Genomic DNA, 26947 nt, shown 5'->3' with positions numbered 1-26947 from the left:
CGGGGGCACACGGGCCACGCCCGTATGCCCCCGCACCCCGCGTACCGGTCGGGCGGGTCAGCCCGACACGCCCGCGCGGCCGTTCTCGATGTGGCCCATCAGACGCCGCCGGAAGGCCCCGTCGCCCGCGGCCGTCACCTCGATGTCGTACCAGCCGCGCTCGTCCGACGTCCGCCAGGCGAGGGTGCGGCTGCTGCCCGGCCGCACGCGCACGGTCCGGGTGCGCCGCCGGACGTCGTCGGCGTCCACGTACCCGAGCGGCTTGACGGTGAAGACCAGCGGCTTCCTGCCCCGGTTGGCCAGGGTCAGATGCAGCTCGCGCCGGGTGATCGCCGAGGAGAGGGCGGCGGCGCCGTCCTTGCCGCCCGCGAACTCGCGGCGGAACCCGTTCGGCCCGGTGACCGTGAAGCGGTAGGCGTCGCCCCGCAGCGGCACGGACCAGCGGCCCTCGTGCCGGACGTCCTGGTGCTGCGGTGCCGGGAACTCCGCCGCGTAGGGGTAGAGCGCGAAGTGCGCGCTGCGCCGGCCGCCGTTGCGCAGGCGCACCGTGAGTGTGCCGTCCTTGGCGGGCCGGGCGTCGGCGTCCGGCTGGTAGGGCAGCGGGCGCGCCCGGCGCACGCCCGGCTCCTGGCGCGGCATCGACTGCTGGACGGGCGGCTGCGGCTGCCAGCGGCCGCTGAACGGCGGGATCGCGCCGGGCTGCTCCACCTCCGGCTGCCGGTGGCCCCGGTCGAAGTCGAAGGCGCCGGTCAGATCGCCGGTGACCCGGCGGCGCCAGGCGCCGATGTTGGGCTCGCGCACCCCGGTCCAGCGCTCCAGGAAGCGCACCACGGAGGTGTGGTCGAAGACCTCGGAGGACACATAGCCGCCGACGCTCCACGGCGACACCACGAGCATCGGCACGCGGACGCCGAGCCCGGTCGGCAGGCCCTGCCAGCGCTCCTCGGCGCCGTCGGGGTCGTCGGCGCCCGGCACGGGCGGCGGCACGTGGTCGAAGAAGCCGTCGTTCTCGTCGTAATTGATGAACACGGCGGTGCGCCGCCAGACCTCGGGGTGCGAGGCGAGCGCGTCCAGGACCTTGTAGACGATGGTGGCGCTGTGGATCGGCGAGGAGACGGAGGGGTGCTCGGAGTCGAGGGCGGACGGCACCAGATAGCTGACCTTCGCCAGCTTGCCGCGCGCGACGTCCCGCGCGAACGTCTCGGCAAGGGTGCCGGTCGGCACCCGCCGCAGGCCCCGCTCGAAGAGCGAACGCTCGCGCCTGGTCAGCGTCTTGACACCGGCGTCGAGCGCGGCGAGCAGCTTGGCCCGCTCCGGCTCGTCCTTGGCGTCGCGGACCTTGGCGTAGAAGGCCTCCATGAACGTGAACTGCGTCTGGGCGAGCGCCTTGCGGGCGATGGCCTTGAAGGTGGTGAAGAACTCGATCTGGTTGTCGGTGAAGTTCTCCCACTCGGTGTACGTCTGCCAGCTCACGCCCGCCCTCTCCAGGCGCTCGGCGTACGTCCCCCAGTCGTAGCCGGGGTGCTTGCCCTCGTCGTACGCGTCGTTGTCGACGGCCCGCTCGCCGGTCGCCTCGAACCCGGTCTTGCCGCTCCACAGGTGGTTGCGGTTGGGGCTGGTGGAGGTGTGGATCGACGAGTGGTAGGCGTCGCAGATCGTGAAGGTGTCGGCCAGCTCGTAGTGCAGCGGGATGTCCTGGCGCGTGTAGTACGCCATCGTGGCGGCGGTCTTGGCCGTCACCCAGCCGTCCATCCAGCCGTCGTGCCAGGCCTTGGCGCCGCCGGTCCAGGAGTGGTCGAGGGCACCGATGTACTGCAGGTCCTTCTTCTGCGTGGCGGCGGCCTCGCGCACCGGGAACGGCAGCACGGACCTGCCCGCGCCGGGCTGCTCGAACACGCTCTTGCCGCTGGGCAGTTGGACGGCGTTGCGGTCGCCGAAGCCCCGGACGCCGCGCAGGGTGCCGAAGTAGTGGTCGAAGGACCGGTTCTCCTGCATCAGGATCACGACGTGCTCGATGGCGTCGAGACCGCCCTTCGGCGGCTCCTTCGCGAGCGCCTCCTGAAGGGACGGCGGCAGGAAGGAACCGACCGTGGCGGCGCCGAGCGCGCCGCCGCCCACTGCCATCAACCGTCTGCGCGAAATCTCCGCTGCCACGCCCAACCTCCAGTCGACACCCAATGGTTGTCCGGTGATCCATTGGTCTGCTGAGCTGGGACGGTAGTGACTCCTGGTTGCAGAGGGAAGGCCGAGGACCGAAGTCGCGGTGAACGTCCCGGCTTTGCCGCCGCCCCCGCGCTTCCGCGCACGCGAAGGGGCGCCGCATCCGGATCGGATGCGGCGCCCCTGTCGTGCGCGGAAGCGCGGGTGTCAGCCCTCGACGCCCAGCTGCTCCAGGATGAGCTCCTTGACGCGGGCCGCGTCGGCCTGGCCACGGGTGGCCTTCATGACCGCGCCGACCAGCGCGCCGGCCGCGGCCACCTTGCCGCCGCGGATCTTGTCCGCGATGGCCGGGTTGCCCGCGATGGCCTCCTCGACGGCCGCCGTCAGGGCGCCGTCGTCCGAGACGACCTTCAGACCGCGCTTCTCGACGACCTGGTCGGGGTCGCCCTCGCCCTTGAGCACGCCGTCGATGACCTGACGGGCCAGCTTGTCGTTCAGGTCACCGGAGGCGACAAGCGCGCTGACGCGGGCGACCTGCTCCGGCGTGATGGGCAGTGCGCCGAGGTCGACGCCCTGCTCGTTCGCGTTGCGCGCCAGCTCGCCCATCCACCACTTGCGGGCGGACACGGCGTCCGCGCCCGCGTTGATGGTGGCGACGATCGGGCCGATCGCACCGGCGTTGAGGATCGCCTGCATGTCGTGGGCGGAGACGCCCCACTCCTCGCGCAGCCGGTTGCGCTGCGCGAGCGGCAGCTCCGGCAGCTCGGCACGCAGGGCCTCGACCCACTCGCGGGACGGGGCCACCGGCACCAGGTCGGGCTCCGGGAAGTAGCGGTAGTCCTCCGCCTCCTCCTTCACCCGGCCCGACGTGGTGGAGCCGTCGTCCTCGTGGAAGTGCCGGGTCTCCTGGACGATCGTGCCGCCGGAGGAGAGCACGGCCGCGTGCCGCTGGATCTCGTAGCGCGCGGCGCGCTCCACGGATCGCAGCGAGTTCACGTTCTTCGTCTCGGAGCGGGTGCCGAACTTCTCCCGGCCGCGGGGCCGCAGCGAGAGGTTCACGTCGCAGCGCATCTGGCCCTGCTCCATGCGGGCCTCGGAGACGCCGAGCGCCTTGATGAGCTCGCGCAGCTCGGCGACGTACGCCTTGGCGACCTCGGGGGCCCGCTCCCCGGCACCGACGATCGGCTTGGTGACGATCTCGATGAGCGGGATGCCCGCGCGGTTGTAGTCGAGCAGCGAGTGCGAGGCGCCGTGGATGCGGCCGGTGGCACCGCCGACGTGCGTCGACTTGCCGGTGTCCTCCTCCATGTGGGCGCGCTCGATCTCCACGCGGAAGACCTCGCCGTCCTCCAGCTGGACGTCCAGATAGCCGTTGAAGGCGATCGGCTCGTCGTACTGGGAGGTCTGGAAGTTCTTCGGCATGTCCGGATAGAAGTAGTTCTTCCGGGCGAAGCGGCACCACTCGGCGATCTCGCAGTGCAGCGCGAGGCCGATCTTGATCGCGGACTCGACGCCGACGGCGTTGACCACGGGCAGCGCGCCCGGCAGGCCGAGGCAGGTCGGGCAGGTCTGCGAGTTGGCGTCCTGCTTGAGCTCGGTGGAGCAGCCGCAGAACATCTTCGTCTTCGTGCCGAGCTCGACGTGGACCTCGAGGCCCATGACGGGGTCGTACGACGCCAGCGCGTCCTCGTACGACGCCAGGTCGGGGGTGGTCGTGACAGTCACGGTGTTGGAACTTCCCTCTCAGCCGAGCAGAACGTCGTCGTCACCGATGCGCTTGAGCTCGCGCACCAGGATGGCGATGCCGGTGACGATGGCGGCCGCGGAGACGACGGCGTCGACGAGCTGCAGCGCGTCGTGCTCGGCGCGGGCCTTCTTGACCTGCTTGAGCGTGCTGAGCGCGCCGAAAGCGGTGGTGCCGATGGACAGATACGTGCCGGTCCTGGACTTCTTGAAGCCCTTGGCCTTGGCCAGCGTCTTGTTGCTCACAGCGACGGTGCCTCCTCGAGCAGCGGGTGGCCCCACTTTTCCACGAAGGCGGCCTCGACGGCGGCGCCCACCTTGTACAGGCGGTCGTCCTTCATGGCGGGGGCGATGATCTGCAGACCGACCGGGAGCCCGTCCTCCGGCGCGAGGCCGCAGGGCAGCGACATGGCGGCGTTGCCCGCCAGGTTGGTCGGGATGGTGCACAGGTCGGCCAGGTACATCGCCATCGGGTCGTCGGCGCGCTCGCCGATCGGGAAGGCGGTGGTGGGCGTGGTCGGCGACACGATGACGTCGACCTGCTCGAAGGCCTTCTCGAAGTCCCGCGTGATCAGCGTGCGGACCTTCTGCGCGGAGCCGTAGTACGCGTCGTAGTAGCCGGAGCTGAGCGCGTACGTGCCGAGCATGACGCGGCGCTTGACCTCGTCGCCGAAGCCGGCCTCGCGGGTCAGCGCGGTGACCTCCTCGGCGGACTTCGTGCCGTCGTCGCCGACGCGCAGGCCGTAGCGCATGGCGTCGAAGCGGGCCAGGTTCGAGGAGCACTCGGACGGCGCGATCAGGTAGTACGCCGAAAGGCCCAGGTCGAAGGAGGGGCAGTCCAGCTCGACGACGGTCGCGCCGAGGGACTTGAGCAGCTCCACCGACTCGTCGAAGCGCTGCACGACACCGGCCTGGTAGCCCTCGCCGCGGAACTGCTTGACGACGCCGACGCGCATGCCCTGCACCGAGCCGTTGCGCGCGGCCTCGACGACCTGCGGGACCGGGGCGTCGATGGAGGTGGAGTCGAGCGGGTCGTGCCCGGCGATGGCCTCGTGCAGGAGCGCGGCGTCGAGGACGGTGCGGGCGCAGGGGCCGCCCTGGTCCAGGGAGCTGGAGAAGGCCACCATGCCGTAGCGCGAGACGCCGCCGTACGTCGGCTTGACGCCGACCGTGCCGGTGACGGCCGCGGGCTGGCGGATGGAGCCGCCGGTGTCGGTGCCGATGGCGAGCGGGGCCTCGTACGCGGCGAGGGCCGCGCTGGAGCCGCCGCCGGAGCCACCGGGGATGCGGGTCAGGTCCCACGGGTTGCCCGTCGGGCCGTACGCGCTGTTCTCGGTGGAGGACCCCATGGCGAACTCGTCCATGTTGGTCTTGCCGAGGATGACGACGCCGGCTTCCTTGAGCCGCTTCGTCACCGTGGCGTCGTACGGCGGGATCCACCCTTCGAGGATCTTCGAACCGACGGTCGTCGGTACGCCCTCGGTGGTGAAGATGTCCTTGAGCGCGAGCGGCACGCCGGCCAGCGGGCCGAGCTTCTCGCCCCTGGCGCGCTTCTCGTCCACGGCGCGGGCCTGCGCGAGCGCGCCCTCGCGGTCGACGTGCAGGAAGGCGTGCACCTTCTCGTCGACGGCCTCGATGCGGGCCAGGTGGGCCTCGGTGACCTCGACCGCGGTGAGCTCGCCGGAGGCGATCCTCGCCGCGATCTCGGCGGCGGTGAGCTTGATGATGTCCGTCATGTTCGGTTAGTCCTCCCCCAGGATCTGCGGCACCTTGAAACGCTGCTGCTCCTGGGCCGGGGCGCCCGAGAGCGCCTGCTCGGGGGTGAGCGACGGACGGACCTCGTCCGCGCGCATGACGTTCGTCAGCGGCAGCGGGTGGGAGGTCGGCGGTACGTCTTGGTCGGCGACCTCCGAGACGCGGGCGACCGCGCCGATGATGTCGTCGAGCTGTCCGGCGAAGTGGTCGAGCTCTTCGTCCTTCAACTCCAGACGTGCAAGGCGGGCGAGGTGTGCGACCTCCTCGCGCGTGATGCCAGGCATGCAGCGATCCTCTGGGGTGAGCGTGATGGATGTGGACCCAATCCTATGGGGCGCGCACGGCTGACCGCGAAACGCTTTCCTCTCGCGGGGGCGCGCTCGACGGTCCACCGGCCCGGGCTCCTCCCGCCCGCCCACCCCTTTTCTCGCGCTGCGCGCTCGTCCTCAAACGCCGGACGGGCTGGATCCTGCCGCTGCGGGCCGCACTTCTTCTGCGGCCCGCACCGGAGACATTCAGCCCGTCCGGCGTTTGAGGACGAGGCGCGGAGCGCGCTGATGGGCACAGTGGGGCGCCCCGCGAGGGACGTCGCGGTACGACAATTGCCCGGTCCCGGTGTGCTGCCCCAGCCCCGGCCCTGGGGAGGCGCAGCATGCCCGGCATGCGCATGCAACTCCCCGGGGCGAAAGGCCCCTGGCCAGGACCCGCGGTGCTCGGAGCCGGAGCCCTCGCCCTGGCCCTGTCGCTCACCGCGTGGTGGAGCCTGATCAACGACCCGACGTACACGGCGCACCGCACCCCCGCGGACCTGAGCGTCTACCTGGACGCGGCGACCGCGCCGGAGCACGAGCTGTACGGCGGGAGGTTCGGCGTGCACGCGCTGCCGTACCTCTATCCGCCCGTCGCCCTGCTCCCCTTCCGCGCCCTGAGCGACATGGACCTGACCGCCGCCGCCCGGCTGATGGCGGTGGTCTCGTTGGTGGCGATGGCGCTCTCCGCCTGGGCGGCGGCCCGCACGGCGGGGCGCCGCCCAGGCCCGGCCACCGCCGGGTGCGCCCTCGCGGTGTGCGGCCTCGCGCTGTGGACCGAGCCGGTGCTGCAGAACCTGGACTTCGGGCAGGTCAATCTGGTCCTGCTCGCGCTCGTCCTGACCGATCTGGCCACGCCCGACCGCCGCCTCTGGAAGGGCGTGGGCATCGGCCTGGCGGCGGGTCTGAAGCTCACCCCCGGCCTGTTCGTCGTGTATCTGCTGCTCACCCGGCGGTACCGGGCGGCGGCCGTGGCCACGGCCGTCTTCGCGGCGACGGTGGCGGCGGGCTGGTGGGCGCTGCCGCAGGCGTCGGCGGACTTCTGGGGCGGCGCGTTCGCGGGCAGCGCGGGCGGCCGCGAGTACCTGGCGAACCAGTCCCTGAACGGGTTCTTCGTCCGCTTCGGCCTCGGCGGCGACGGCGTCGGCGGGCCCGTGTGGGGAGCGGTGTGCGGAGTGCTCGCCGTGGCCGGGTTCGGCGCGGCGGCGCGGGCCTCGCGGCGGGGCCGGGAGCTGGTCGCGGTGTGCGTGGTGGGCGCCCTGATGCTGGTCTGCTCGCCGCTGTCGTGGACCCACCACTGGGTGTGGATCGTGCCCGGGCTCGTCCTGGCGGCGGACGCGGCGCTCCGGCGGCGCACGGCGTCCGCGTGGCTGTGGACGGCTGGCCTGTTCGCGCTGTTCGCGGCGTGGCCGATCCGTATCGATGGCTTCGGCACCTGGGATCCGTCCCGCCCGCTCCTGCCGTACGGCCTGCTCTGGTACGTGCCGCACTGGCAGCGCGAACTCCAGTGGGACCCGTTCCACGTGGTCGTGGGCAACGCGTACGTGTGGCTGGGCGTCGGCTACGCGGTGTGGGCGGCGGTCGCCCACCGGGCGCGACCCTCGCGTCCGCCGAGCCTCGCGCGCCCCCGGCGCGAGGGCGAGGAACGGGAGAAGAGCCCGGCCGGCGTCTGAGGACGGGCGCGCGGCGCGATGAACGCCGCCCGCCCCTCCCCTCGCGGGGTCACTGCACCGCGCGGCTCGGCGACGGCGGTGTCGGATCCGGGGCGGCGGGCCCCGGCGCCGGGTCGACGGGCCGGTGCGTGGCGCCCTCGCCCCGGGCCCGCAGCCACGCCGTGGTCTCGCTCGGCGGCATCGCCGCGGCGACGAGCCACCCCTGCACCGCGTCGCAGCCGAGGTCCCGAAGGCGCTCCCAGGTCTCGTCGTCCTCGACGCCCTCGGCGACGACGAGGAGGCCGAGGGAGTGGGCGAGGTCGACGGTGCAGCGCACGATCTCGGCGTCCTCGGTGTCGACGGCGAGCCGGGCCACGAAGGAGCGGTCGATCTTCAGCTCGCTCACCGGCAGACGGCGCAGGTGCACCAGGGACGAGTACCCGGTGCCGAAGTCGTCGAGGGACATCTTCACGCCGTGCCCGGTGAGCCCGGCGAGGGTGTCGGCGGCGCGCTGCGGGTCCTCCAGGAGCACGTGTTCCGTTATCTCCAGCTGGAGCGCGCCCGCGGGCACTCCGTGGCGGGCGAGCCGCGCGGCGACGGCGCCCGCGAAGCCGGGGGTGTGCACGTCGCGCGGCGACACGTTCACCGCGACGGGCACGTTCAGGCCCTGGGAGCGCCATCTGGCGACCTGGGCGAGGGCCGACTCCAGGACGTACTCGGTGAGGTGCGGCATGAGGCCCGACGACTCGGCGATGGCGATGAACTCGTCCGGCGGCACCTTGCCGCGCTCGGGGTGCACCCAGCGCACCAGCGCCTCCAGGCCCGCCACCTCGCCGTCGAAGCGGACCTTCGGCTGGTAGTGCAGCTCCACGTCGCCCGCGTCGAGGGCGCGGCGCAGATCGCCCAACAGGCCCAGGCGGTCGGGGGTGTTGGAGTCGCGCTTGGACTCGTACACCTCCACGCCCGTACGGTCCCGCTTGGCCTGGTACATCGCGACGTCCGCGCGGCGCAGCAGACCCTCGGCGTCGGGCGCGTGGTCGGGGAAGACGGCGAGTCCGGCGCTGGCCTCCAGGACCAGGGTGAGGCCGTCGAGGTCCAGCGGGGAGCCGAGCGCGCCGACGAGCTGGCGGGCGACGCGCTGCGCGGACGTGGTGGAGTCGGCGACGGGCAGCAGCACCGCGAACTCGTCGCCGCCGAGCCGGGCCGCCTCCGCGCCGCGCGGCAGCGCGAGCCGGAGGCGGTCGGCGATCTGGAGCAGCAGCCGGTCGCCCGCGAGGTGCCCGAGGGTGTCGTTGACCGAGCGGAAGCGGTCCATGTCGATCAGCATCAGGGCGGAGCGGGCGCCGATGCGCTCCGCGTCGTCCAGGGCCGTCCAGGTCCGCTCCATGAGCCACTGCCGGTTGGGAAGCCCGGTGAGCGGGTCGCGCAGCTGCTCCTCCGCTCTGGCGCGGGCGATCCACAGCGTGGAGTCGAGCGCGACGAGCGGGATCGTGAACAGCGGCAGGAGCAGCGGAAGGGACATCGCGACGACGCAGATCAGCGGGGCGATGCCGAGCAGGGCCACGCCGAGCAGGCCCTGGCGGACCAGCGCGGTGCGGGTGACGGTGGGCAGCGCCCCGGTGCGCGGCGCGTGCACGTACCAGAGCAGGACGCGCGTGACGGCCAGGTACGCGACGGCGACGAGGCCCACCTCGGGGGCCGTGTACAGGTCCCAACTCTCGGGATTCCAGGGCGCGTCGGCGGCCGGGGCGGTGCCGAACGCGGCGAGCGTGAGCGCGCCCGCGCCGATGCCCAGGATGTCGACGGCGCCGTGCAGCACGCCCTGGCGCCAGCGGTGGCGGCGGGCGACCCCGACGAGGACGACGACGGTGAGGCTGACCATGCCCGCGGGCATCCAGCCGTACAGCAGGAGGACCGCGACGGTGAGCGCGCCGCCGGAGCCCGTGCCGCCCCACCAGCGGTCGCGGCCGAGCGCGACGAGGTGGCCGACGATCAGGCCGGTCAGGACGGCGAGCGACCAGCCGACCGTGCCGGAGGGGAACAGCGGGTGGCCGCCGGTGAAGGCGTGGAAGAAGCCGGTGCCGAGCACGATCGCGGCGGCCGCGACGACGGCCATGGGCAGCAGCTGCCAGCCGCGGCCGTCCTGCTCCATGCCGTCCAGGCCGTCAAGGGCGTCCGTCTGGTCCACGGCGCGCTCGTGCGCCGCGTGTCCGCCGCGCCACCGCCCGCGCCGCCCGGCGACGGGTCCGCCCGCGGCCGCGCTCACCGCGCCCCGCACACCGGAAGGCCCGCCCGCACCGCCCGCACCGCCCCGTGCTCCCGGGGCTCCTCCGCCTGTCGTACTCCGCACGGTCGAAGGGGTCGCGGCACCACTGGCCGCACTCCGCCGCGCGTCTTCGGCACTCGCCGTCACACCAGCCTCCGCCGGGCCTGACGTTCCTCGACCTGAGCCGCCCCGCCCGGGCGTGTCCCGCCCGCCCGCTTCCGGTCCCTCACCAACAGCAGTACCCCGTATGCCCGTTACTCCCCCCTGGGTGCCACCACCTGGGCCGGAAAAGCCCGTTCCGCAGCCGGGAGACGACCCCCAGGCCGTCGGGGCGGTGTCGTCGGCGAGGGTGCCGCCGTGCGTCCACGCCCGCTCGCGGGGGCGGAACTCGGGTGTCTGGGCGGGCCGTTCGGACCGCTCGTCACCGTCGGCGAGGGCGCCCGCGGCCGACCGGGCGGCGCGGCGGCACCGCAGCGCACCGAGCCCGCGCCGCAGGCGCGACCGCAGCCATGAGTCCGGGGCGACGCTCTCGGTCGGTTCCATTCCCGTCCCTCTCACAGCCGGCGGTGCCCACGCCACGCGGACTCACGTCCTGACAGCCGCGTCTGAAAACCCATCCCCCGGCTCTCCACGACACGAGCAGGGAAAACCCCGTCCGCATGCGGGGCACGGCAGGCGCACACCTCAACAGTAGGCCGCAGAAGGCTTCCACGGGCAGCGGTCGTCTACGGTTGCCCGAATGCGACCCGGCCACCCGTATGCATCTGGTATGCGCTGAACGGGTGGCCTTCAACCGCTATTCTTCGGTCGGAAGCGCGGCTTCCCGGGCGGCGTCCGCCCCTTGTTCCAGCAGAACGGCGAAGCCGTCCTCGTCGAGTACGGGAACCTTCACTTGCATGGCCTTGTCGTACTTCGAGCCGGGGTTGTCCCCCACCACGACGAATCCCGTCTTCTTTGAAACGGAACCGGTGACTTTGGCTCCGCGGCTCTGGAGCGCCTCTTTCGCGCCATCCCGCGTGTATTTCTGGAGCGTTCCGGTGACGACGACGGTGAGGCCTTCGAGCGGGCGCGGCCCCTCGTCCTCGTCACCGCCCTCTTCCTCCATCCGGACGCCCGCGGCCCGCCACTTGCGGATGATCTCCTGGTGCCAGTCCTCGGCGAACCACTCCTTGACGGACTTCGCGACGATCTCGCCGACGCCGTCGGTGGCCTCCAGCTCCTCCTCCGTGGCTTGCTCGATGCGGTCGATGGAGCGGAACTCGCGGGCGAGCGCCTCGGCGGCCACCGGGCCCACGTGGCGGATGGACAGGCCGGTGAGGATCCGGGCCAGCGGACGCTCCTTGGCGGCCTGGATGTTCTCCAGCATGGCGAGGGTGTTCTTCTTCGGCTCGCCCTTGAGGTTGGCGAAGAAGGTCACGACCTTCTCCTCGCCGGTCTTCGGGTCCCGCTTGGGCAGGCCCGAGTCCTGGTCGAGGACGTACGACTTGATGGGCAGCAGCTCCTCGACCTTCAGGTCGAAGATGTCGCCCTCGTCGAGGATCGGGGGCGTGGCGGGCTCCAGGGGGCGGGTGAGCGCGGCCGCGGCCACATAGCCGAAGTTCTCGATGTCCAGGCACTTGCGGCCCGCCAGATAGAACAGGCGCTCGCGCAGCTGGGCGGGGCAGGTCTGGCCGTTCGGGCAGCGGAGGTCGATGTCGCCCTCCTTCATGGCCCGCAGGGCCGTGCCGCACTCGGGGCACTCGGTGGGCATCACGAACTCGCGCTCGCTGCCGTCCCGCAGGTCGACGACGGGGCCGAGGATCTCCGGGATGACGTCGCCCGCCTTGCGGATCACGACCGTGTCGCCGATGAAGACGCCCTTGGCCTTGACCACGTCCTGGTTGTGCAGCGTGGCGAACTCGACCTCGGAGCCCGCGACGGTGACGGGCTCGACCTGGGCGTACGGCGTGACGCGGCCCGTGCGGCCGACACCGACTCTGATGTCGATCAGCTTGGTGTTGACCTCCTCCGGCGCGTACTTCCACGCGATGGCCCAGCGCGGGGCGCGCGAGGTGGAGCCGAGGCGGCCCTGGAGCGGGATCTCGTCGAGCTTGACGACGACGCCGTCGATCTCGTGCTCCACGGAGTGGCGGTTCTCTCCGTAGTACGTGATGAACTCGCGGACGCCGTCGAGGCCTTGGACGACCTTGCTGTGCGTGGTCGTGGGCAGGCCCCAGTCGCGCAGCAGGTCGTACGCCTGGGAGAGGCGGTCGATGTCGAAGCCCTCGCGGGCGCCGATGCCGTGCACCACCATGTGCAGCGGTCGGGTGGCGGTGACGCGGGGGTCCTTCTGGCGCAGCGAACCCGCCGCCGCGTTGCGCGGGTTGGCGAAGGGCTTGTCGCCCGCCTCGACCAGGCGGGCGTTCAGCTCCTGGAACTTCTCCATGGGGAAGAAGACCTCGCCGCGGATCTCCACGAACGCCGGGACGCGGTCGCCCTGGAGGCGGTCGGGGATGTCGGCGATGGTGCGCACGTTCGGCGTGATGTCCTCGCCGGTGCGGCCGTCGCCGCGGGTGGCGGCGCGGGTGAGCCTGCCCTGCTCGTACGTCAGATTGACCGCGAGGCCGTCGATCTTGAGCTCGCACAGGAAGTGGTGCGCGCTCGCGCCGACCTCCTTGGTGACGCGCTCGGCCCAGGCGGCCAGCTCCTCGTCGTCGAAGGCGTTGTCGAGGGAGAGCATGCGCTCGCGGTGCTCGACCGAGGCGAAGTCCGTCTCGTACGCACTGGCGACCTTCTGGGTCGGCGAGTCCGGCGTGCGCAGCTCCGGGTGGCGCTCCTCCAGGGCCTCCAGCGAGCGCAGGAGCTTGTCGAACTCGGCGTCGCTGATGACCGGCTGGTCCTTCACGTAGTACCGGAAGCGGTGCTCCTCGATCCGCTCGGCCAGCTGGGCATGCTGCTCGCGCGCCTCGGCCGGCACCGCGCCTTCCTGTTCGACAGCCACCGTCTCGTCCTCCCGTTACCTTCAGGCCCAGTTACTCAGGGTTGTCCGCGAGTGATCTCGCCGCCCGGACGCAGTGCGCGAGCGCCGCCCGGGCATATGCGGGCGAAGCGCCCGCGAGACCGCACGACGGCGTGATCGTGACCGCTTCCGCGAGCGACCCCGGATTCAGCCCCAGCCTGCGCCAGAGCGTCCTGACACCCATGACGCTACCGGCAGGGTCTGACAATGGGCCGTCCGTGCCCGGCACGACACCGGCGAACAGCTTCGTCCCGGCCTCGACGGCCTCCCCGAGCACCTCGTCGTCACGCTCGGTGAGAAGCGAGAAGTCGAACGACAGGCCGTGCGCGCCCGCCCTGCGCAGCAGCGCGAACGGTACGTCGGGCGCGCAGGAGTGCACGACGACCGGTCCGTCGTGCACGGCCATGACGTCGCGCAGGGCGCTCTCGACGACCTGGCGGTCCACGGCGCGGTGGGTGCGGTACTCGCTCGCCGTCTTGATGCGGCCGCGCAGCACGGCCGTCAGGGAGGGCTCGTCGAGCTGGAGCACGAGCCGTGCGCCCGGCACCCGCTTGCGCACCTGCGCGAGGTGGGCCCTGAGGCCCTCGGCGAGGGACCCGGTCAGGTCCCGGCAGGCGCCGGGGTCGGAGACCATCGCCTCGCCGTTCCTCAGCTCCAGGGCGGCGGCGAGCGTCCAGGGGCCGACGGCCTGGACCTTCAGGGGCCCCTCGTAGCCCTGCGTGAACTCCTCCAGGGCGTCGAGGTCCTCGCCGAGCCAGGACACCGCGCGCCGCGTGTCCCGTCCCGGCCGGTCGCCGACCCGCCAGCCGCTGGGCTCCACGCGCGCGTACAGCTCGACGAGCAGTCCCGCGGTGCGGCCGATCATGTCGGCGCCGGGGCCGCGCGCGGGCAGCTCCGCCAGGTACGGGGTGCCCTGCTCGGGGGTCTCGAAGGTGCCGGTGACGGTCTTCGCGCTCTCGCGGGCGTCGCCCCCGGGCATCGAGCCGACGCCGGTGGCCGGGCCCAGGGTCCAGGTGTCCTCGGTGCTCACCGCCGTGCTCACCGTCCGGGCCGCACCGTCAGGTCGTTGACCTCGGCGTCGCGCGGCAGGTCGAGGGCCATCAGGATCGTCGTCGCCACGGACTCGGGGTCGATCCACTTCTCGGCGTCGTACTCCTTGCCCTCCTGCTGGTGCACCTTGACCTGCATCGGGCTGGCGGTGCGGCCGGGGTACACGGAGGTGACGCGGACGCCGCGGCCGTGCTCCTCCTGGCGCAGGGAGTCGGCGAGGGCCTTCAGGCCGTGTTTGGAGGCGGCGTACGCGGACCAGTCGGCGCCCGCGTGCAGGCCGGCGCCGGAGTTCACAAAGAGCACGTGCCCCTGGGTGACGCGGAGTTGGGGCAGGAAGTGCCGGGTCAGCTCGGCGGGCGCGATCAGGTTCACGTTCAGCTGGTGGCGCCAGGCCTTGGGGGTGAGCTCGCCGACCGGGCCGAGGTCGACGACGCCCGCGATGTGGAGCAGGGAGTCCACGCGGTCCGGGAGCGCCTGGTGCGAGAAGGCCCAGGAGAGCCTGTCCGGGTCGTTCAGGTCGCCGACGAGGGTGCTCGCGCCCGGGAACTCGGCGGCGAGCTCCTTGGCGCGGCCCGCGTCGCGCGCGTGCAGCACGAGGGCGTCCCCGCGCGCGTGGAGACGGCGGGCGACTGCGGCCCCGATGCCGGAGCCCGCCCCGGTGATCACATGAGTTGCCATGCGCTTATGGTCGCATTCCGGCCGCGTGCTCCCGGATGCGAGCCGGGGCGGGGCGGCCGGAGGCGGCGTGGGGCGGGCGGCCGGGAACGAGCCGGTGGCAGCCGGCCGCTCCCGCGGGGCCCGCGTGCCCGTGCGCGCCTCCCGCGCCGTCCCGGGGCGCCCGGCGCCTCAGCGCACCCCCAGCGACTCCTCCAGATACGCCAGGGCGCCCACCGGCTCCTCCGCGAAGAAGACCAGGTCGGCCAGCGGCACCGGCAGGAAGCCCTCGTCCTCCATGCGGCGGAACTGCTCCCGCAACCCGTCGTAGAACCCCGCCGTGTTGAGCAGCACGACCGGCTTGGTGGTGTGGCCGTGCTTCTTCAGCTCCAGGATCTCCGTGGCCTCGTCGAGGGTGCCGGTGCCGCCGACCAGGATGACGACCGCGTCGGCCTTCTCCAGGAGCAGCGCCTTCCGCTCGGCGAGGTCCTTGGCTATCACCATGTCGTCGACACCGGGCCGGGCCTTGGCGGCGAGGAAGCCCACGGACACGCCCGTGAGCCGCCCGCCCGCCTCCTGCACGCCGTCCGCCACGACCTTCATCAGGCCCACGTCGGAGCCTCCCCACACCAGGGTGTGGCCGCCCTTGCCGAGCAGCTCGGCGAACTCACGGGCGGGGCGCGTATAGGTCTCGGGCAGGTCGGCGGCGGAGAGGAAGACGCAGATGTTCATGCGCCCCACCGTACGTTCCGCCACCGACACCCGGGCGGGCGGCGGACCCTGGAAGAAGTGCGCCGCCGCGAGCGCTGTACGGGACGACCTCGCGACCTCAGCGAAAGGGATGACCGTGACCGCAGGACACCGCATCACCATCGAGCAGGGCACGCAGCACGTGCGCGTGGAGCACGACGGGCAGGTCGTGGCGGAGAGCAAGCGTCCGCTGGTGCTGCGCGAGACGGGCTGTCCGGTGCGCTACTACCTGCCGCCCGAGGACGTGCGCACCGACCTGCTCACGCCGTCCGGCACGCACACGTACTGCCCGTTCAAGGGCACGGCCTCCTACTGGTCGCTGCCGGGCGGCGAGGACCAGGTGTGGGCCTATCCGGAGCCCAAGGCCGAGGTGGCCGAGATCAAGGACCACCTGTGCTTCTACGAGACCGAGGAGGTGGCGAAGGCCTCCTGAGGGACGGCCGTGAACGTCCTGCGGTACGCCGCGGGCGACACCCCGAGCACGGACCGCATGTGCTGCCGCAGGGAGTTGGCGGTGCCGAAGCCCGCGCGGTGGGCCACCAGGTCGATGGGCAGGTCGCTGCTCTCCAGGAGGTGACGGGCCACCTCGATGCGCTGGGCCGTGAGCCAGCGGCCCGGCGTGGTGCCCACCTCGTCGCGGAACCGGCGCGTGAACGTGCGCAGGCTCATCCGCGCGTGGTCCGCCATCTCGCCGAGCGTCAGCGGCTCCTGGAGGCGTTCGAGCGCCCACGCGCGCGTGGGGGCCGTGGTGGCGACGGTCGGCTCCGGGACGGGCCGTTCGATGTACTGCGCCTGTCCGCCGTCGCGCCACGGCGGGACGACGCAGCGGCGGGCGACGTGGTTGGCGACGGCGCTGCCGTGGTCGCGGCGCACCAGGTGCAGACAGAGGTCGACCCCGGCGGCGACGCCCGCGGAGGTGAGGATGTCGCCGTCGTCCACGAAGAGCACGTCCTCGTCGAGCCGCACGCGCGGGAACGCCCGCCGGAACTCCTCGGCGACCTGCCAGTGCGTGGTCGCGGGCCGCCCGTCCAGGAGCCCGGCCGCCGCGAGGACGAACGAGGCGCTGCAGAACGACACCAGACGCGTGCCCGGGCGCACCCTCGCGAGCGCCGCGGCCAGCGGCGCGGAGAGGCCGTCGGCCGCCGACGCCCCGTCGCGAGGGGGCATGGGCGGGATCACCACGGTGTCGGCGTCGTCGAGCGCCTCGGGGCCGTGCTCGACGGCCACGGAGAAGCCCGCGTCGGTCCGCACCGGGCGCCCGTCCACCGTGCACACCACGGTCTCGTACAGCGGCCGCCCCGCCGCGTCCTCCGCGTTGCCGAAGACGCGGGGGGCGATGCCCAGCTCGAAGGAGTAGACGCCCTCCAGGGCGAGGACGGCGACGCGGTGGGGGCGGCCGGGTGCGGTGAACGAGCTCATGGCCAGATCCTGTCACATGATGGCCAAACTGCCAGCACCGCGACGGGCCGCCGGGCCGCACGCTGGTGAGCGTTCGCCGGAGATCCGGGGACCGCTCACCGCAAAGGACAAGATCAATGAGCTCGACCAGCGACCACCCGACCCGCCCGACCATGCGTGCCGTCAGCCCGCGCGCGTGGGGCACCCCCGACGTCCTGGTCCCCGTGGAGGTGGACCGCCCGGAGCCCGGTCTCACCGAGATCCTGGTCAAGGTGCACGCGGCGGGCGTGAACCCCGTCGACTGGAAGACCCGCGCCGCGGGCGCGTTCGGCACCTGGGGCGACACGCCGATCCTCGGGTACGACGTCTCGGGGACCGTCGAGGCCGTGGGCCCCGGGGTGACCCTCTTCGCACCGGGCGACGAGGTGTTCGGCATGCCGCGCTTCCCGGAGCAGGCGGGCGGCTACGCCGAGTACGTGACCGCGCCCGCGCGCCGCTTCGCCCCGAAGCCCGCCGCCGTCGACCACGTGCAGGCGGCCGCCCTGCCGCTGGCCGCGCTTACCGCCTGGCAGGGCCTGATCGAGACGGCGGGCCTGCGCGCCGGACAGCGGGTCCTGATCCACGCGGCCGCGGGCGGTGTGGGCCACCTGGCCGTGCAGATCGCGAAGGCACACGGGGCGTACGTCATCGGCACGGCACGCGCCGACAAGCACGACTTCCTGCGGAAGCTCGGCGCCGACGAGCTGATCGACTACACGACGACGGACTTCGCGGAGGCCGTGCGGGACGTGGACGTCGTCCTGGACGGCGTCGGCGGCGAGTACGGTCCCCGGTCGCTGCCGGTGCTGCGCCGGGGCGGCCACCTGGTGACCCTCCCCGACCCGGGCGGGCTCCCCGACGCCGCGCGGGCCGAGGCCCTCGGTGTGCACACCGGCTGGACGGTCGTCGAGCCCGACCGCCATGGAATGCTGGAGATCGCCCGCCTGGTGGAGGAGGGCAAGCTGCGCGCGGCGATCGACAAGGTGCTGCCCCTGGAGAGCGCGGCCGAGGCACACGCCTACGGAGAGCGCGGCCGCACCCAGGGCAAGATCGTGCTCCAGGTGGTCTGAGGCCCACGGCCGGCGGAAGGGGGGCGTGGCCACCGCCGACGGGCGGCGGCCACGCCCCCCTTCAGGCGTCCAGCGGCTCAGCAGGGCCGCGACGACGGGCCGTCGTACCGCGCCCAGAGCGCCCGCCAGTCACGGTCGTACAGGACCAGGTTGGCGTCCGCCTGGAGCCGCAGCCACGCGCCCCGGCTGCCGCACCCGCTCGTCCCCAGGGACCACAGGGGCCTGCCCTGCCCGTCGTAGGCGACGACGTTGCCGTCCCGCTGCATCCACAGCGACACGTTCCAGCCGCGGGTGCCGGTGTCCCAGAGCGGCTCGTAGAACGCGAAGACGTGGTTGTAGAGGACGATGTTGCCGTCGTCCTGGACCCACAGCTCGTACCACCGCGACGCCTCGACGTAGACGGCGATGTACTTGTCCCGGGTCAGGCACTCACCGGGCTTGAGGTAGTCGTGGTAGCCCGAGCCCTGAGGGGGCGTGGAGCAGCCGGAGTCGGGGAAGGCCCGCGTCTTCACTCCGCCCTGGGACTTCACCGGCCCCGAGATGAGGCCCTTCTTCTTGGCCTCCTGGAGCGTGGGCAGGCCCTTGAGGGGTGCCGACGGCAGCGTGGGGACCTTGTCACCCTTCTTCGGCCGGGCGGACTTGGGCGGGCCCGGGTGGGGCGCCGTGGGCGCGCTCGCCCGCACGGCGTCGGGGCGCGGCTGGGCCACGGCGGCGGGAGCCAGGGAGCCCAGGGCGAGGACGGCGGCGAGGGCCGTGGTGATGAGGGTCGTTCCGCGGTTCATGGGGACGTCGGCTTTCGTCAGCACGGGCGGGTGGAGGGGCCGTTGAAGCGCGCCCAGAGCGGGCCCCAGTCGCGGTCGTACAGGACCAGGTTGGAGTCGGCCTGCACCCGCAGCCACGCCCCCCAGGCACCGCACCCGCTCGTCCCCAGGTGCCACAGCGGGTTGCCGTGCGCGTCGTAGACGACGACGTTGCCGTCGCGCTGCATCCACAGCGACACGTTCCAGCCACGGGTGTTGGTCTGCCAGACGGGCTTGTACCACGTGTCGTTCTTGTAGAGGACGACGTTGCCGTCGTCCTGGACCCACAGCTCGTACCACATCAGCGTGTGGATGTACGCGGCGATGTACTTGCCCGGGGTGAGGCACTCACCGGGCTTGAGGTAGTCGTGGTAACCCGAGCCCTGCGGCGGTTCGGAGCAGTTCGCTTCGGGGAAGGACCGCAGCTTCACCCCGCCCCGGGGCTTGACCGGCCCCGAGATGAGGCCCTTCTTCTTGGCCTCCTGGAGCGTGGGCAGGCCCTTGAGGGGCGCCGACGGCAGCGTGGGGACCTTGTCGCTGCCCTTCTTGGGCTGGACGGACTTCGGGGGCCCCGGGTGGGACGCCATGGACGGGGTCGCCCGCGGGGCGTCCGGGCGCGGCTGGGCCGCGGCTCCGGTCGCCGACGTGCCGAGGGCGACGGTGACGGCGAGCGCCGCGGTGAAGAGGGACGCTCCGCGTCCGGCGGCGCGCGCCGGGGTTCTGCTGGGGATCATGCGGCCATGTCACCGCACGGCGATCCACAGCCGGTCAATGCGCGCTAAACGGGAAGCCGGGGTCCGCCGGGAGCGCGTCGCGGGCCCCTCGGTGTCAGACGGCCGCCGCGGCCCGGTGGGTCGTGGCGATGGTCGCCGAGCCGACCACGCGCGTGCCGTCGTACAGGACGATCGCCTGGCCGGGGGCCACGCCGCGGACCGGCTCCGCGAAGGAGACCCGCAGCTCGCCGTCCGGCGTCAGCTCCGCCGTGACCGGCGTCTCGTCGCCGTGGGCGCGGAGCTGGGCGGTGTACGTGCCCGCTCCGGAGGGGGCGGCGCCGCACCAGCGGGGCTTGACGGCCGTGAGGGCGGTCACGTCGAGGGCGGCGGCGGGGCCGACCGTCACCGTGTTGTTCACCGGCGAGATGTCGAGGACGTAGCGCGGCTTGCCGTCGGGGGCGGGCGTGCCGATCCTGAGGCCCTTGCGCTGGCCGATGGTGAAGCCGAAGGCGCCCTCGTGGGTGCCGAGGACGGCGCCGGACTCGTCGACGATGTCGCCCTCCGCCTTGCCGAGGCGGGAGGCGAGGAAGCCCTGGGTGTCGCCGTCGGCGATGAAGCAGATGTCGTGGGAGTCCGGCTTCTTGGCGACGGCGAGGCCGCGGCGCTCGGCCTCGGCGCGGATCTCGTCCTTCGTCGTCACCGTGTCGCCGAGCGGGAACAGCGCGTGGGCGAGCTGGCGGTCGTCCAGGACGCCGAGGACGTACGACTGGTCCTTGGCCATGTCGGAGGCGCGGTGCAGCTCGCGCGAGCCGTCCTCGCGCACGATCACCTGCGCGTAGTGGCCGGTGCAGACCGCGTCGAAGCCGAGGGCGAGTGCCTTGTCCAGGAGCGCGGCGAACTTGATCTTCTCGTTGCAGCGCAGGCACGGGTTGGGCGTGCGCCCCGCCTCGTACTCGGCGATGAAGTCCTCGACCACGTCCTCGCGGAACCGCTCGGCGAGGTCCCACACGTAGAACGGGATGCCGATGACGTCCGCGGCGCGGCGCGCGTCGCGGGAGTCCTCGATGGTGCAGCACCCGCGCGCGCCGGTCCGGAACGACTGCGGGTTCGCCGAGAGCGCCAGGTGCACTCCGGTCACGTCGTGCCCGGCTTCGGCGGCGCGGGCGGCGGCGACGGCGGAGTCCACACCGCCGGACATGGCGGCGAGGACACGGAGCGGGCGGCTTGTGCGCGGCGGGGTCTGCGAAGTCATAGCTCTAACAGGGTACGGGCCCGCGGGAACCTCCCGCCCGTGCGTATCCGTTCACGATCACATGGGGGACGTGAGCGAGAAGAAGGACGAGAGCGCCGAGGGCGCGGGGCCGCCGCCCGAGCCCCGGCGCGGGTCGACCCGGCGCGCGCTGCTCATCGGCGGCGCCGCGGCGGGCCTCGGCGCCGCCGTGCTGGCCCGCGACCAGCTGGGCCGCCTGTGGTGGCGCCTGCCCGGAGTGGTGAAGAAGCGCGAGGAGGGCGCGGTGGACGCCCCCGGCGCCCAGTGGACGGCGGCCTCCGGCGCGAACTGGCGGCGCGCCGACCGCCCCTCCGACTACGCCATCGACCGCGTGGTGATCCACGTGGTCCAGGGCGGGTACGCGACGGCCCTGAAGGTCTTCAAGGACCCCGGCCACGGCGCCGCCACCCACTACGTGATCCGCAAGGACGGCCACGTGGCCCAGATGATCCGCGAGCTCGACGTGGCCTACCACGCGGGCGACCGGGAGATGAACGAGCGCAGCGTGGGCATCGAGCACGAGGGCTTCGTCGACAAGAAGGCCTCGTTCACCGACGCCATGTACGCATCATCGGCGCGGCTCACCGCCGGGATCTGCGAGCGGTACGACATACCGGTGGACCGCGAGCACATCATCGGGCACGTGGAGGTCGACGGCACCGACCACACCGACCCGGGGCCGCACTGGGACTGGGACCGGTATCTGCGCCTGGTGCGGCGGGCCCGGGACCGGCCCGCCCGCTCCGGGGCCAGCGCGACGCCCAGCTGAGCCGCGACGCCTAGCTGAGCCCCGCCGTGCGGGCCCGCTCCACCGCCGGGCCGATCGCCGCCGCCACCGCGTCCACGTCCGCCTTCGTCGACGTGTGGCCGAGCGAGAAGCGCAGCGTCCCGCGCGCGAGGTCGGGGTCGGTGCCGGTGGCGAGCAGCACGTGGCTGGGCTGGGCGACGCCCGCGGTGCAGGCCGAGCCGGTCGAGCACTCGATGCCCTGCGCGTCCAGGAGCAGCAGGAGCGAGTCGCCCTCGCAGCCGGGGAAGGTGAAGTGGGCGTTGGCGGGCAGCCGGCCCGCCGGGTCCGGGTCGCCGCCGAGGATCGCGTCGGGGACGGCGGCGCGAACGGCGTCGACGAGGTGGTCGCGGAGCGCCCCGACCTCGCGGGCGAACCACTCGCGGCGCTCGGCGGCGAGCCGCCCGGCCACGGCGAAGGCGGCGACGGCGGGCACGTCGAGCGTGCCGGAGCGCACGTGCCGCTCCTGGCCGCCGCCGTGCAGCACGGGCACGGGGCTGTAGGCGCGCCCGAGCAGCAGCGCGCCGATGCCGTAGGGGCCGCCGACCTTGTGGCCCGAGACGGTCATCGCGGCCAGCCCGGAGGCGCCGAAGTCGACGGGCACCTGGCCGAAGGCCTGCACGGCGTCGGCGTGCAGCGGCACGTCGAACTCGGCGCAGACGTCGGCCAGTTCCCGCACCGGCTGGAGGGTGCCGATCTCGTTGTTGGCCCACATGACGGTGGCGAGGGCGACGCTGCCGGGGTCGCGGGCGACGGCCTCGCGGAGCGCCTCGGGGTGCACGCGCCCGTGCGCGTCGACGGGGAGGTACTCGACGGTGGCGCCCTCGTGCTCGCCGAGCCAGTCGACGGCGTCCAGGACGGCGTGGTGCTCGACGGGGCTGGCGAGGACGCGGGTGCGGGCCGGATCGGCGTCGCGACGGGCCCAGTACAGGCCCTTCACGGCGAGGTTGTCGGCCTCCGTGCCGCCGGAGGTGAACACCACCTCACTGGGGCGGGCGCCGAGCGCGTCGGCGAGCGTCTCGCGGGACTCCTCGACGGTGCGCCGCGCCCGGCGGCCGGCCGCGTGCAGCGAGGAGGCGTTACCGGTGACGGCGAGCTGCGCGGTCATCGCCGCGATCGCCTCGGGAAGCATGGGCGTGGTCGCGGCGTGGTCGAGGTAGGCCATGGTGGGCACGATTCTACGAGCCGCGTACCGGCGCCCGGACCCCGGTGGGCCCTGCCCGGCCGTGATGCGCCGCGCTCGCGCCGGGGTCAGCCCGCCAGGCTCCAGGAGACGGTGCCGTCCGCGGAGACGAGGGCGGCGAGGAGCACGAGGTCGGCGACGCCGAGCCCGAGTCCGAGCAGCGCGCGGCCGCGCCGCGCGGTGCCCCGCCACAGCGCGACGCAGGCAAGCGCGATGGCGATGGGGCCGAGCACGACGTTCAGGACGAGCAGGCCGAGCAGCCCGAGGACGAAGGCGGCGACGGCCATCCCGTCGGTGTCCCGGCGGCCGACGGGCCGCTCACCGGGCCGCTCACCGGACGGCTCTTCGGTCGGCTCGGTGGACGGCTTCGTGGACGGCTTCGTGGACGGCTTCAGCGCGGTGAGTTCCATGGTGCGACTCCTCAAGGCGATGCGGAAAGGCGATGCGGATGTCGTACGGGACGTGGACGGGGCGCGTCAGCGGTGGCGCGCGCGGCGCTCGCGTACCGCGAAGACGAGGAGCCACAGCCCGATGGCCGCGGCCATGACGAACGTGACGGACGGCGGAGCGTGCGCCACGGTGCCCATGGCGACGCCGAGCAGCAGGAGTGCGGCGACGAGGAACAGCATGAGTACGCCTCTCTTCGGTGAACGCTTGTGGTTACAACTGTTCACTGACTTATGAGTCTACTCGCCGCCCGGCTTCCGAAACTCGGAGAACAGTTGTTAACTGCATGGCATGAGTCACACCCTCGGCGACCGGCCCGTCGGCACCCGGCAGGCCCAGAAGCAGAAGACCCGGCAGGCCCTCCTGGACGCCGCCCTGCGCCTGCTGGAGGAGCAGAGCCTGTCCAGCCTGGGCCTGCGCGAGGTCACCCGCGCCGCGGGGGTGGCGCCCACCGCCTTCTACCGACACTTCCGCGACACCGCCGACCTGGGAGTGGCGCTCGTCGAGGAGGCCCTCGGCAGCCTGCACACGACGCTCGCGGCGATGCTCACGGCCACCGGGGACGGCGAGGAACGCATCGCGGGCGCCGTCGAGTTGATCGCGTCGTACGTGCGCGCGCACCCGGCGCACGTACGTTTCATCGCCCGGGAGCGGCACGGCGGCGTGAAGGCCGTACGGGAGGCCATCGGCGACCAGCTCGCGCTGTTCGCGCGGGAGGTGGCGGCGCAGTTCGCCACGGAGCCGGAGGCCGCGGGCTGGAGCGGGGACGACCTCCTGATGCTCGCGCGGACGTACGTGGACCACATGGTGATGACGGCCTCCGCGCTCCTGGAGACCGAGGACGAGGCCGAGGTGACCGGCACGGCCCGCAGCCAGCTGCGCCTGGTGGGACTCGGCCGCAGCCACTGGCTCGACACGCCGGTAAGGGGCAACTAGCCTCAGCACCTATGACGCACACACACGTCGACTGGCCCCTCGACCAGACCTTCGCCTCCTCCTCCGGGGCCGTCCGCTGGGCGGCCCTCGGGCCCGAGGACGCCGACCCCGTCGTCCTCGTCCACGGCACGCCCTTCTCGTCGTACGTGTGGCGGGGCGTCGCCCGGGCGCTCGCGCGGGACCACCGCGTGCACGTGTGGGACCTGCCCGGGTACGGCGCGTCGGAGATGCGCGCGGGGCAGGACGTGTCGCTCGCCGCGCAGGGCCGCGTGCTCACCGAACTGCTCGCCCACTGGGGCCTGGACGGCGAGCGGCGCCCGGCCGTCGTCGCCCACGACTTCGGCGGCTGCGTCGCGCTGCGCGCCCACCTCCTGCACGGCGCCCGCTACGCCCGGCTCGCCCTCGTCGACCCGGTGGCGCTCGCGCCCTGGGGCTCGCCCGCGTACCGGCTGCTCGGCGCGCACGCCGAGGTGTTCGCACAGCTGCCGCCCGCGCTGCACGAGGCGCTGGTACGGGAGTACGTCGGCTCCGCGAGCCACCGCGGGCTGCACCCGGCCGTCCTGGACCGCCTGGTCGCGCCCTGGTGCACCGAGGCGGGCAGGCCCGCGTTCTACCGGCAGATCGAACAGAACGACCAGCGGTTCACCGACGAGATCCAGGGCCGGTACGGCGAGGTGGAGCCGCCCGTGCTCGTCTGCTGGGGCACCGAGGACACCTGGATCCCGGTGGCGCGCGGACACGAGTTGGCGGCGCTCCTGCCCCGCGCCGAGCTGCGCCTCATCGAGGGCGCCGGACATCTCGTACAGGAGGACGCTCCGGCGGAACTCACCGGCGAGGTCGGTCGTTTCCTGAGTGCGGGCCTCTCCGGAGCTCACTGACGATAGAGGTCAGTGACGGCCGCGGCGGCCCGCGCCAAGTCCTCGCGCACCTCCGGGGGTGACACGACCTCCACGGAGGCGGCGAAGGGCAGCAGCATGCGCGCCGCGCCCACCGCCTCCAAGGCGAGCAGGACGGTGACCCACTCCCCCGCGCCGTCGTCCTCGGCCACGCGCGTGAGCGAGCCGACGTGCAGCCGCAGGAACTGCTCGTAGCGCTCGCGGCGCACCCGCACGGTGACCTCGACGCCGCCCGCGCGCCGCTCCACCCGCCGCTTCAGCTCCTCCCAGACCTGCGCGAGCTCCACGCCCGCCCGGCGCCTGACCGGCTCGTCGGTGAGCTCCGCCGCGCACACCCGGTCGGCGCGGAAGAGGCGCGGCTCGCCGCCGCTGTCGGCCACCAGGTACCAGACGCCCGCCTTGGACACGAGGCCGTACGGATCGAGGGTGTAGGCGCGCGGCTCGCTCGCGCCGCTGTGCCGGTAGCGCACGCGCAGCCGCCGGTCCGCGAAGACGGCGTCCTGGAGCACGCCGAGGTGGTCCACGGGCAGGCCCGCGCCCGGACCGCGCGTCCAGCGCTCGGCGTCCACCAGGACGCGACGGCTCGTCAGCTCGGCGGCGGGCCGGTGCGGTGCGGGCAGCGCCGCCATCACCTTGCGCAGGGCCGAGCCGAGCGCGGCGTCCAGGCCGAGCGCCGCGTGCGCGCCCCGCGCGGCGAGCAGGAACAGCGCCCGGGACTCGTCGGCGGTCAGGCCCGTGACGTCCGTGCGGTAGCCGGGCAGCAGGGCGATGCCGCCGTGCCGCCCGCGCTCGGCGTACACCGGGACGCCGGACGCGGACAGCGCCTCGACGTCGCGGTAGATGGTGCGCACGGACACCTCCAGACGCTCGGCGAGCTCGTGCGCGGGCACCTGCCCGCGGGTCTGGAGCAGCAGCAGGATCGACAGCAACCGGTCGGACTTCACGGGCACAAGGATCGCGCAGCCCCTGCCGGGGCCTCAGGCGCGGCCCGCGCCCACGGCGCCCCGGGCGCCCCCCGGCGCACATCCCAGCCGTCCCCGGCCGCGCGCGCCGCGCCTCGCGCCCCATCCGCGTACCGCGCGCCGGATCCCCGGCGGATCCAAAAGCGACGGGAAACACTCCTCAGCTCTTCCCAAATCCTGCTTATGATTCGGAGGTGTTCGACTCCCGGCACATCAGGTCCTTCCACGAAGTGGTCCGCACCGGCTCGTACTCGGCGGCGGCCCGCTCGCTGGGCTATACGCAGCCCGCGATCACCCAGCAGATGAAGGCGCTCGAACGGTCCGTGGGCACGGTCCTGTTCACGCGCGTCGGCCGCCGCATGCGTCTGACCGAGGCGGGCGAGGCCCTGTCCCGGCACGCGGGAGTCATCCTCGGCAACATCGACGCCGCCCAGCAGCAGATGAACGCGATCACGCGCCTGCGCACCGGCCGCGTCCGTCTCTGCGCGTTCCCCAGCGCCACCGCCACGCTGATACCCGAAGCCCTCGCCCGGCTCGCCCGGAGCCACCGCGGCATCCGCGTCGAGCTCCAGGAGTACGAGCCGCCGGAGTCGCTCCAGCGCCTCGTGCACGGCGACGCCGACATCACGCTGGCCTTCACCTACCCCGGCCTGCGCGAGGACGTGCCGGAAGCGGTCGTCGAAGTGCCGCTGATGGAGGACCAGTTGACGGTCCTGCTGCCGACCGGGCACCCGCTCGCCAGACGCCGCTCGGTGCGCCTGGCCGATCTGTCGAACGAGCGCTGGATCGCCGGCTGTCTGCGCTGCCGGGCCAACTTCCTGCACGAGTGCGCCGAGCAGGGCTTCGCCCCCGACATCGCCTTCACCACCGACGACAACCTGGTCATCCAGAGCCTCGTCTCCGAAGGGCTCGGCATCGCGATGATGCCGGGCCTGGTCCTCAACTTTCTGTGCCACCGCTCCGTCACGGGCCGCCCCCTGGACCCGGCGTCGCGGCGACAGGTGTCCGCGTACGTCCTGCGCGAACACCTGAGGATCCCCGCGACGGCCCTCGTCCTGGACGAGCTGAAGGCGGTGGCGGCGAACCGGATGGGCTGCTGACCCGAGCGACCGG

At 73.1% G+C, this 26947-nt stretch carries 26 protein-coding genes; 8 read left to right on the top strand and 18 right to left on the bottom strand.

Annotated elements, in window-relative coordinates:
• Positions 1 to 57 precede the first annotated feature (57 nt).
• From CP982_RS29310 to gatC, 5 genes are all read right to left on the bottom strand, one after another.
• Positions 58 to 2154 (bottom strand): phosphocholine-specific phospholipase C, encoded by a 2097-nt coding sequence (locus CP982_RS29310; RefSeq protein WP_150513217.1) that lies wholly within the window; start codon positions 2152 to 2154, stop codon positions 58 to 60.
• Between the two features lie 213 nt (positions 2155 to 2367).
• Positions 2368 to 3885: an Asp-tRNA(Asn)/Glu-tRNA(Gln) amidotransferase subunit GatB gene (gene gatB, locus CP982_RS29305; RefSeq protein ID WP_150513216.1), complete on the bottom strand. Its 1518-nt coding sequence runs from the start codon at positions 3883 to 3885 to the stop codon at positions 2368 to 2370.
• 18 nt (positions 3886 to 3903) lie between these two features.
• Entirely contained in the window at positions 3904 to 4149 is a 246-nt protein-coding gene (locus tag CP982_RS29300; RefSeq protein ID WP_030676354.1) for a membrane protein, read from the bottom strand.
• The gene (gene gatA, locus CP982_RS29295) at positions 4146 to 5639 is read right to left on the bottom strand and encodes an Asp-tRNA(Asn)/Glu-tRNA(Gln) amidotransferase subunit GatA (protein ID WP_150513215.1); all 1494 of its coding nucleotides are present in this window, start codon (positions 5637 to 5639) and stop codon (positions 4146 to 4148) included. Before gatA ends, CP982_RS29300 begins: the two co-directional genes overlap by 4 nt.
• 6 nt (positions 5640 to 5645) lie before the next feature.
• Positions 5646 to 5942 carry an Asp-tRNA(Asn)/Glu-tRNA(Gln) amidotransferase subunit GatC gene (gene gatC, locus CP982_RS29290; protein ID WP_016642027.1) on the bottom strand — a complete coding sequence of 99 codons (297 nt, stop codon included), beginning with the start codon at positions 5940 to 5942 and terminating at the stop codon, positions 5646 to 5648.
• Positions 5943 to 6319: 377 nt separating this feature from the next.
• On the opposite strand from gatC, the gene CP982_RS29285 reads away from it, so the two are divergent.
• Positions 6320 to 7639 (top strand): glycosyltransferase 87 family protein, encoded by a 1320-nt coding sequence (locus CP982_RS29285; RefSeq protein ID WP_170316506.1) that lies wholly within the window; start codon positions 6320 to 6322, stop codon positions 7637 to 7639.
• 49 nt (positions 7640 to 7688) lie between these two features.
• On the opposite strand, the gene CP982_RS29280 is transcribed toward CP982_RS29285, so the two are convergent.
• Positions 7689 to 9770, bottom strand: coding sequence for a putative bifunctional diguanylate cyclase/phosphodiesterase (locus CP982_RS29280; protein WP_150515765.1), 2082 nt, complete (start codon positions 9768 to 9770; stop codon positions 7689 to 7691).
• Between the two features lie 471 nt (positions 9771 to 10241).
• Between CP982_RS29280 and CP982_RS41875 the strand changes: the two genes are divergently transcribed.
• Positions 10242 to 10397, top strand: a complete 156-nt coding sequence (locus CP982_RS41875; protein ID WP_170316505.1) for a hypothetical protein — start codon at positions 10242 to 10244, stop codon at positions 10395 to 10397.
• Positions 10398 to 10680: 283 nt separating this feature from the next.
• Here the strand turns inward: CP982_RS41875 and ligA are convergent, their stop codons facing one another.
• The 4 genes from ligA to CP982_RS29260 all read right to left on the bottom strand — a co-directional run bounded on the left by ligA (position 10681) and on the right by CP982_RS29260 (position 15318).
• Positions 10681 to 12864 carry an NAD-dependent DNA ligase LigA gene (gene ligA, locus CP982_RS29275; protein ID WP_150513213.1) on the bottom strand — a complete coding sequence of 728 codons (2184 nt, stop codon included), beginning with the start codon at positions 12862 to 12864 and terminating at the stop codon, positions 10681 to 10683.
• A 31-nt stretch (positions 12865 to 12895) separates the two neighbouring features.
• Positions 12896 to 13912, bottom strand: coding sequence for a methionine synthase (locus CP982_RS29270; protein WP_268255435.1), 1017 nt, complete (start codon positions 13910 to 13912; stop codon positions 12896 to 12898).
• Positions 13913 to 13920: 8 nt separating this feature from the next.
• On the bottom strand, positions 13921 to 14610 hold the full coding sequence (locus CP982_RS29265; RefSeq protein WP_150513211.1) for an SDR family oxidoreductase: 690 nt from the start codon (positions 14608 to 14610) through the stop codon (positions 13921 to 13923).
• Between the two features lie 168 nt (positions 14611 to 14778).
• The gene (locus CP982_RS29260) at positions 14779 to 15318 is read right to left on the bottom strand and encodes an LOG family protein (protein ID WP_150513210.1); all 540 of its coding nucleotides are present in this window, start codon (positions 15316 to 15318) and stop codon (positions 14779 to 14781) included.
• A 109-nt stretch (positions 15319 to 15427) separates the two neighbouring features.
• On the opposite strand from CP982_RS29260, the gene CP982_RS29255 reads away from it, so the two are divergent.
• Positions 15428 to 15769, top strand: coding sequence for a DUF427 domain-containing protein (locus tag CP982_RS29255; RefSeq protein ID WP_030676324.1), 342 nt, complete (start codon positions 15428 to 15430; stop codon positions 15767 to 15769).
• Here CP982_RS29255 and CP982_RS29250 read toward each other — a convergent pair.
• On the bottom strand, positions 15736 to 16755 hold the full coding sequence (locus CP982_RS29250; protein ID WP_150513209.1) for a GlxA family transcriptional regulator: 1020 nt from the start codon (positions 16753 to 16755) through the stop codon (positions 15736 to 15738). The two genes, CP982_RS29255 and CP982_RS29250, sit on opposite strands and share 34 nt — an antisense overlap.
• Before the next feature lie 116 nt (positions 16756 to 16871).
• On the opposite strand from CP982_RS29250, the gene CP982_RS29245 reads away from it, so the two are divergent.
• Positions 16872 to 17843 carry an NADP-dependent oxidoreductase gene (locus CP982_RS29245; RefSeq protein WP_229878461.1) on the top strand — a complete coding sequence of 324 codons (972 nt, stop codon included), beginning with the start codon at positions 16872 to 16874 and terminating at the stop codon, positions 17841 to 17843.
• Between the two features lie 77 nt (positions 17844 to 17920).
• On the opposite strand, the gene CP982_RS29240 is transcribed toward CP982_RS29245, so the two are convergent.
• From CP982_RS29240 to mnmA, 3 genes are all read right to left on the bottom strand, one after another.
• Positions 17921 to 18625 (bottom strand): hypothetical protein, encoded by a 705-nt coding sequence (locus CP982_RS29240; RefSeq protein ID WP_150513208.1) that lies wholly within the window; start codon positions 18623 to 18625, stop codon positions 17921 to 17923.
• Between the two features lie 17 nt (positions 18626 to 18642).
• The gene (locus CP982_RS29235) at positions 18643 to 19377 is read right to left on the bottom strand and encodes a hypothetical protein (protein WP_150513207.1); all 735 of its coding nucleotides are present in this window, start codon (positions 19375 to 19377) and stop codon (positions 18643 to 18645) included.
• Between the two features lie 94 nt (positions 19378 to 19471).
• Positions 19472 to 20608 carry a tRNA 2-thiouridine(34) synthase MnmA gene (gene mnmA / locus CP982_RS29230; RefSeq protein WP_150513206.1) on the bottom strand — a complete coding sequence of 379 codons (1137 nt, stop codon included), beginning with the start codon at positions 20606 to 20608 and terminating at the stop codon, positions 19472 to 19474.
• A 61-nt stretch (positions 20609 to 20669) separates the two neighbouring features.
• On the opposite strand from mnmA, the gene CP982_RS29225 reads away from it, so the two are divergent.
• Complete coding sequence (locus CP982_RS29225; RefSeq protein WP_150513205.1) at positions 20670 to 21395, top strand: N-acetylmuramoyl-L-alanine amidase; 726 nt, start codon at positions 20670 to 20672, stop codon at positions 21393 to 21395.
• 10 nt (positions 21396 to 21405) lie between these two features.
• Here CP982_RS29225 and CP982_RS29220 read toward each other — a convergent pair whose 3' ends face one another.
• The 3 genes from CP982_RS29220 to CP982_RS41870 all read right to left on the bottom strand — a co-directional run bounded on the left by CP982_RS29220 (position 21406) and on the right by CP982_RS41870 (position 23222).
• Positions 21406 to 22575, bottom strand: a complete 1170-nt coding sequence (locus CP982_RS29220) for a cysteine desulfurase family protein (RefSeq protein ID WP_150513204.1) — start codon at positions 22573 to 22575, stop codon at positions 21406 to 21408.
• An 86-nt stretch (positions 22576 to 22661) separates the two neighbouring features.
• Positions 22662 to 23003 carry a DUF4190 domain-containing protein gene (locus CP982_RS42675; protein WP_229878463.1) on the bottom strand — a complete coding sequence of 114 codons (342 nt, stop codon included), beginning with the start codon at positions 23001 to 23003 and terminating at the stop codon, positions 22662 to 22664.
• Between the two features lie 66 nt (positions 23004 to 23069).
• Complete coding sequence (locus CP982_RS41870; protein WP_170316504.1) at positions 23070 to 23222, bottom strand: hypothetical protein; 153 nt, start codon at positions 23220 to 23222, stop codon at positions 23070 to 23072.
• 109 nt (positions 23223 to 23331) lie between these two features.
• Here CP982_RS41870 and CP982_RS29210 point away from each other — a divergent pair, with 109 nt between their 5' ends.
• Both CP982_RS29210 and CP982_RS29205 read left to right on the top strand, forming a co-directional pair.
• Positions 23332 to 23976, top strand: a complete 645-nt coding sequence (locus CP982_RS29210) for a TetR family transcriptional regulator (RefSeq protein ID WP_150513203.1) — start codon at positions 23332 to 23334, stop codon at positions 23974 to 23976.
• An 11-nt stretch (positions 23977 to 23987) separates the two neighbouring features.
• Positions 23988 to 24854 carry an alpha/beta fold hydrolase gene (locus CP982_RS29205; RefSeq protein ID WP_150513202.1) on the top strand — a complete coding sequence of 289 codons (867 nt, stop codon included), beginning with the start codon at positions 23988 to 23990 and terminating at the stop codon, positions 24852 to 24854.
• On the opposite strand, the gene CP982_RS29200 is transcribed toward CP982_RS29205, so the two are convergent.
• Positions 24848 to 25816 carry a helix-turn-helix transcriptional regulator gene (locus CP982_RS29200; RefSeq protein WP_150513201.1) on the bottom strand — a complete coding sequence of 323 codons (969 nt, stop codon included), beginning with the start codon at positions 25814 to 25816 and terminating at the stop codon, positions 24848 to 24850. The genes CP982_RS29205 and CP982_RS29200 overlap by 7 nt on opposite strands.
• A gap of 212 nt (positions 25817 to 26028) precedes the next feature.
• Between CP982_RS29200 and CP982_RS29195 the strand changes: the two genes are divergently transcribed.
• Positions 26029 to 26934, top strand: coding sequence for a LysR family transcriptional regulator (locus tag CP982_RS29195; protein ID WP_150513200.1), 906 nt, complete (start codon positions 26029 to 26031; stop codon positions 26932 to 26934).
• Positions 26935 to 26947 lie beyond the last annotated feature (13 nt).

Source organism: Streptomyces spectabilis, from assembly GCF_008704795.1.
Classification (GTDB): Bacteria; Actinomycetota; Actinomycetes; order Streptomycetales; family Streptomycetaceae; genus Streptomyces; species Streptomyces spectabilis.
This window is presented reverse-complemented; position numbering and strand designations above follow the sequence as displayed.

Excerpts from the sequence above, each read along its gene's own strand:
- CP982_RS41870 (WP_170316504.1), bottom strand. The coding sequence starts at position 23,222 with ATGCTGTTCCTCGTCGCCGCACTCCTGCTGCTCGGCGTCGCCATGGGC.
- CP982_RS29225 (WP_150513205.1), top strand. The coding sequence starts at position 20,670 with ATGGGGGACGTGAGCGAGAAGAAGGACGAGAGCGCCGAGGGCGCGGGG.
- CP982_RS29250 (WP_150513209.1), bottom strand. The coding sequence starts at position 16,755 with ATGAGCTCGTTCACCGCACCCGGCCGCCCCCACCGCGTCGCCGTCCTC.
- CP982_RS29220 (WP_150513204.1), bottom strand. The coding sequence starts at position 22,575 with ATGGCCTACCTCGACCACGCCGCGACCACGCCCATGCTTCCCGAGGCG.
- gatC (WP_016642027.1), bottom strand. The coding sequence starts at position 5,942 with ATGCCTGGCATCACGCGCGAGGAGGTCGCACACCTCGCCCGCCTTGCA.
- CP982_RS29285 (WP_170316506.1), top strand. The coding sequence starts at position 6,320 with ATGCGCATGCAACTCCCCGGGGCGAAAGGCCCCTGGCCAGGACCCGCG.
- CP982_RS29240 (WP_150513208.1), bottom strand. The coding sequence starts at position 18,625 with ATGAACCGCGGAACGACCCTCATCACCACGGCCCTCGCCGCCGTCCTC.
- CP982_RS29210 (WP_150513203.1), top strand. The coding sequence starts at position 23,332 with ATGAGTCACACCCTCGGCGACCGGCCCGTCGGCACCCGGCAGGCCCAG.
- CP982_RS29265 (WP_150513211.1), bottom strand. The coding sequence starts at position 14,610 with ATGGCAACTCATGTGATCACCGGGGCGGGCTCCGGCATCGGGGCCGCA.
- CP982_RS29260 (WP_150513210.1), bottom strand. The coding sequence starts at position 15,318 with ATGAACATCTGCGTCTTCCTCTCCGCCGCCGACCTGCCCGAGACCTAT.
- CP982_RS29235 (WP_150513207.1), bottom strand. The coding sequence starts at position 19,377 with ATGATCCCCAGCAGAACCCCGGCGCGCGCCGCCGGACGCGGAGCGTCC.
- CP982_RS29255 (WP_030676324.1), top strand. The coding sequence starts at position 15,428 with ATGACCGTGACCGCAGGACACCGCATCACCATCGAGCAGGGCACGCAG.
- mnmA (WP_150513206.1), bottom strand. The coding sequence starts at position 20,608 with ATGACTTCGCAGACCCCGCCGCGCACAAGCCGCCCGCTCCGTGTCCTC.
- CP982_RS29205 (WP_150513202.1), top strand. The coding sequence starts at position 23,988 with ATGACGCACACACACGTCGACTGGCCCCTCGACCAGACCTTCGCCTCC.
- CP982_RS42675 (WP_229878463.1), bottom strand. The coding sequence starts at position 23,003 with ATGGAACTCACCGCGCTGAAGCCGTCCACGAAGCCGTCCACGAAGCCG.
- CP982_RS29245 (WP_229878461.1), top strand. The coding sequence starts at position 16,872 with ATGAGCTCGACCAGCGACCACCCGACCCGCCCGACCATGCGTGCCGTC.
- gatA (WP_150513215.1), bottom strand. The coding sequence starts at position 5,639 with ATGACGGACATCATCAAGCTCACCGCCGCCGAGATCGCGGCGAGGATC.
- CP982_RS29280 (WP_150515765.1), bottom strand. The coding sequence starts at position 9,770 with ATGGAGCAGGACGGCCGCGGCTGGCAGCTGCTGCCCATGGCCGTCGTC.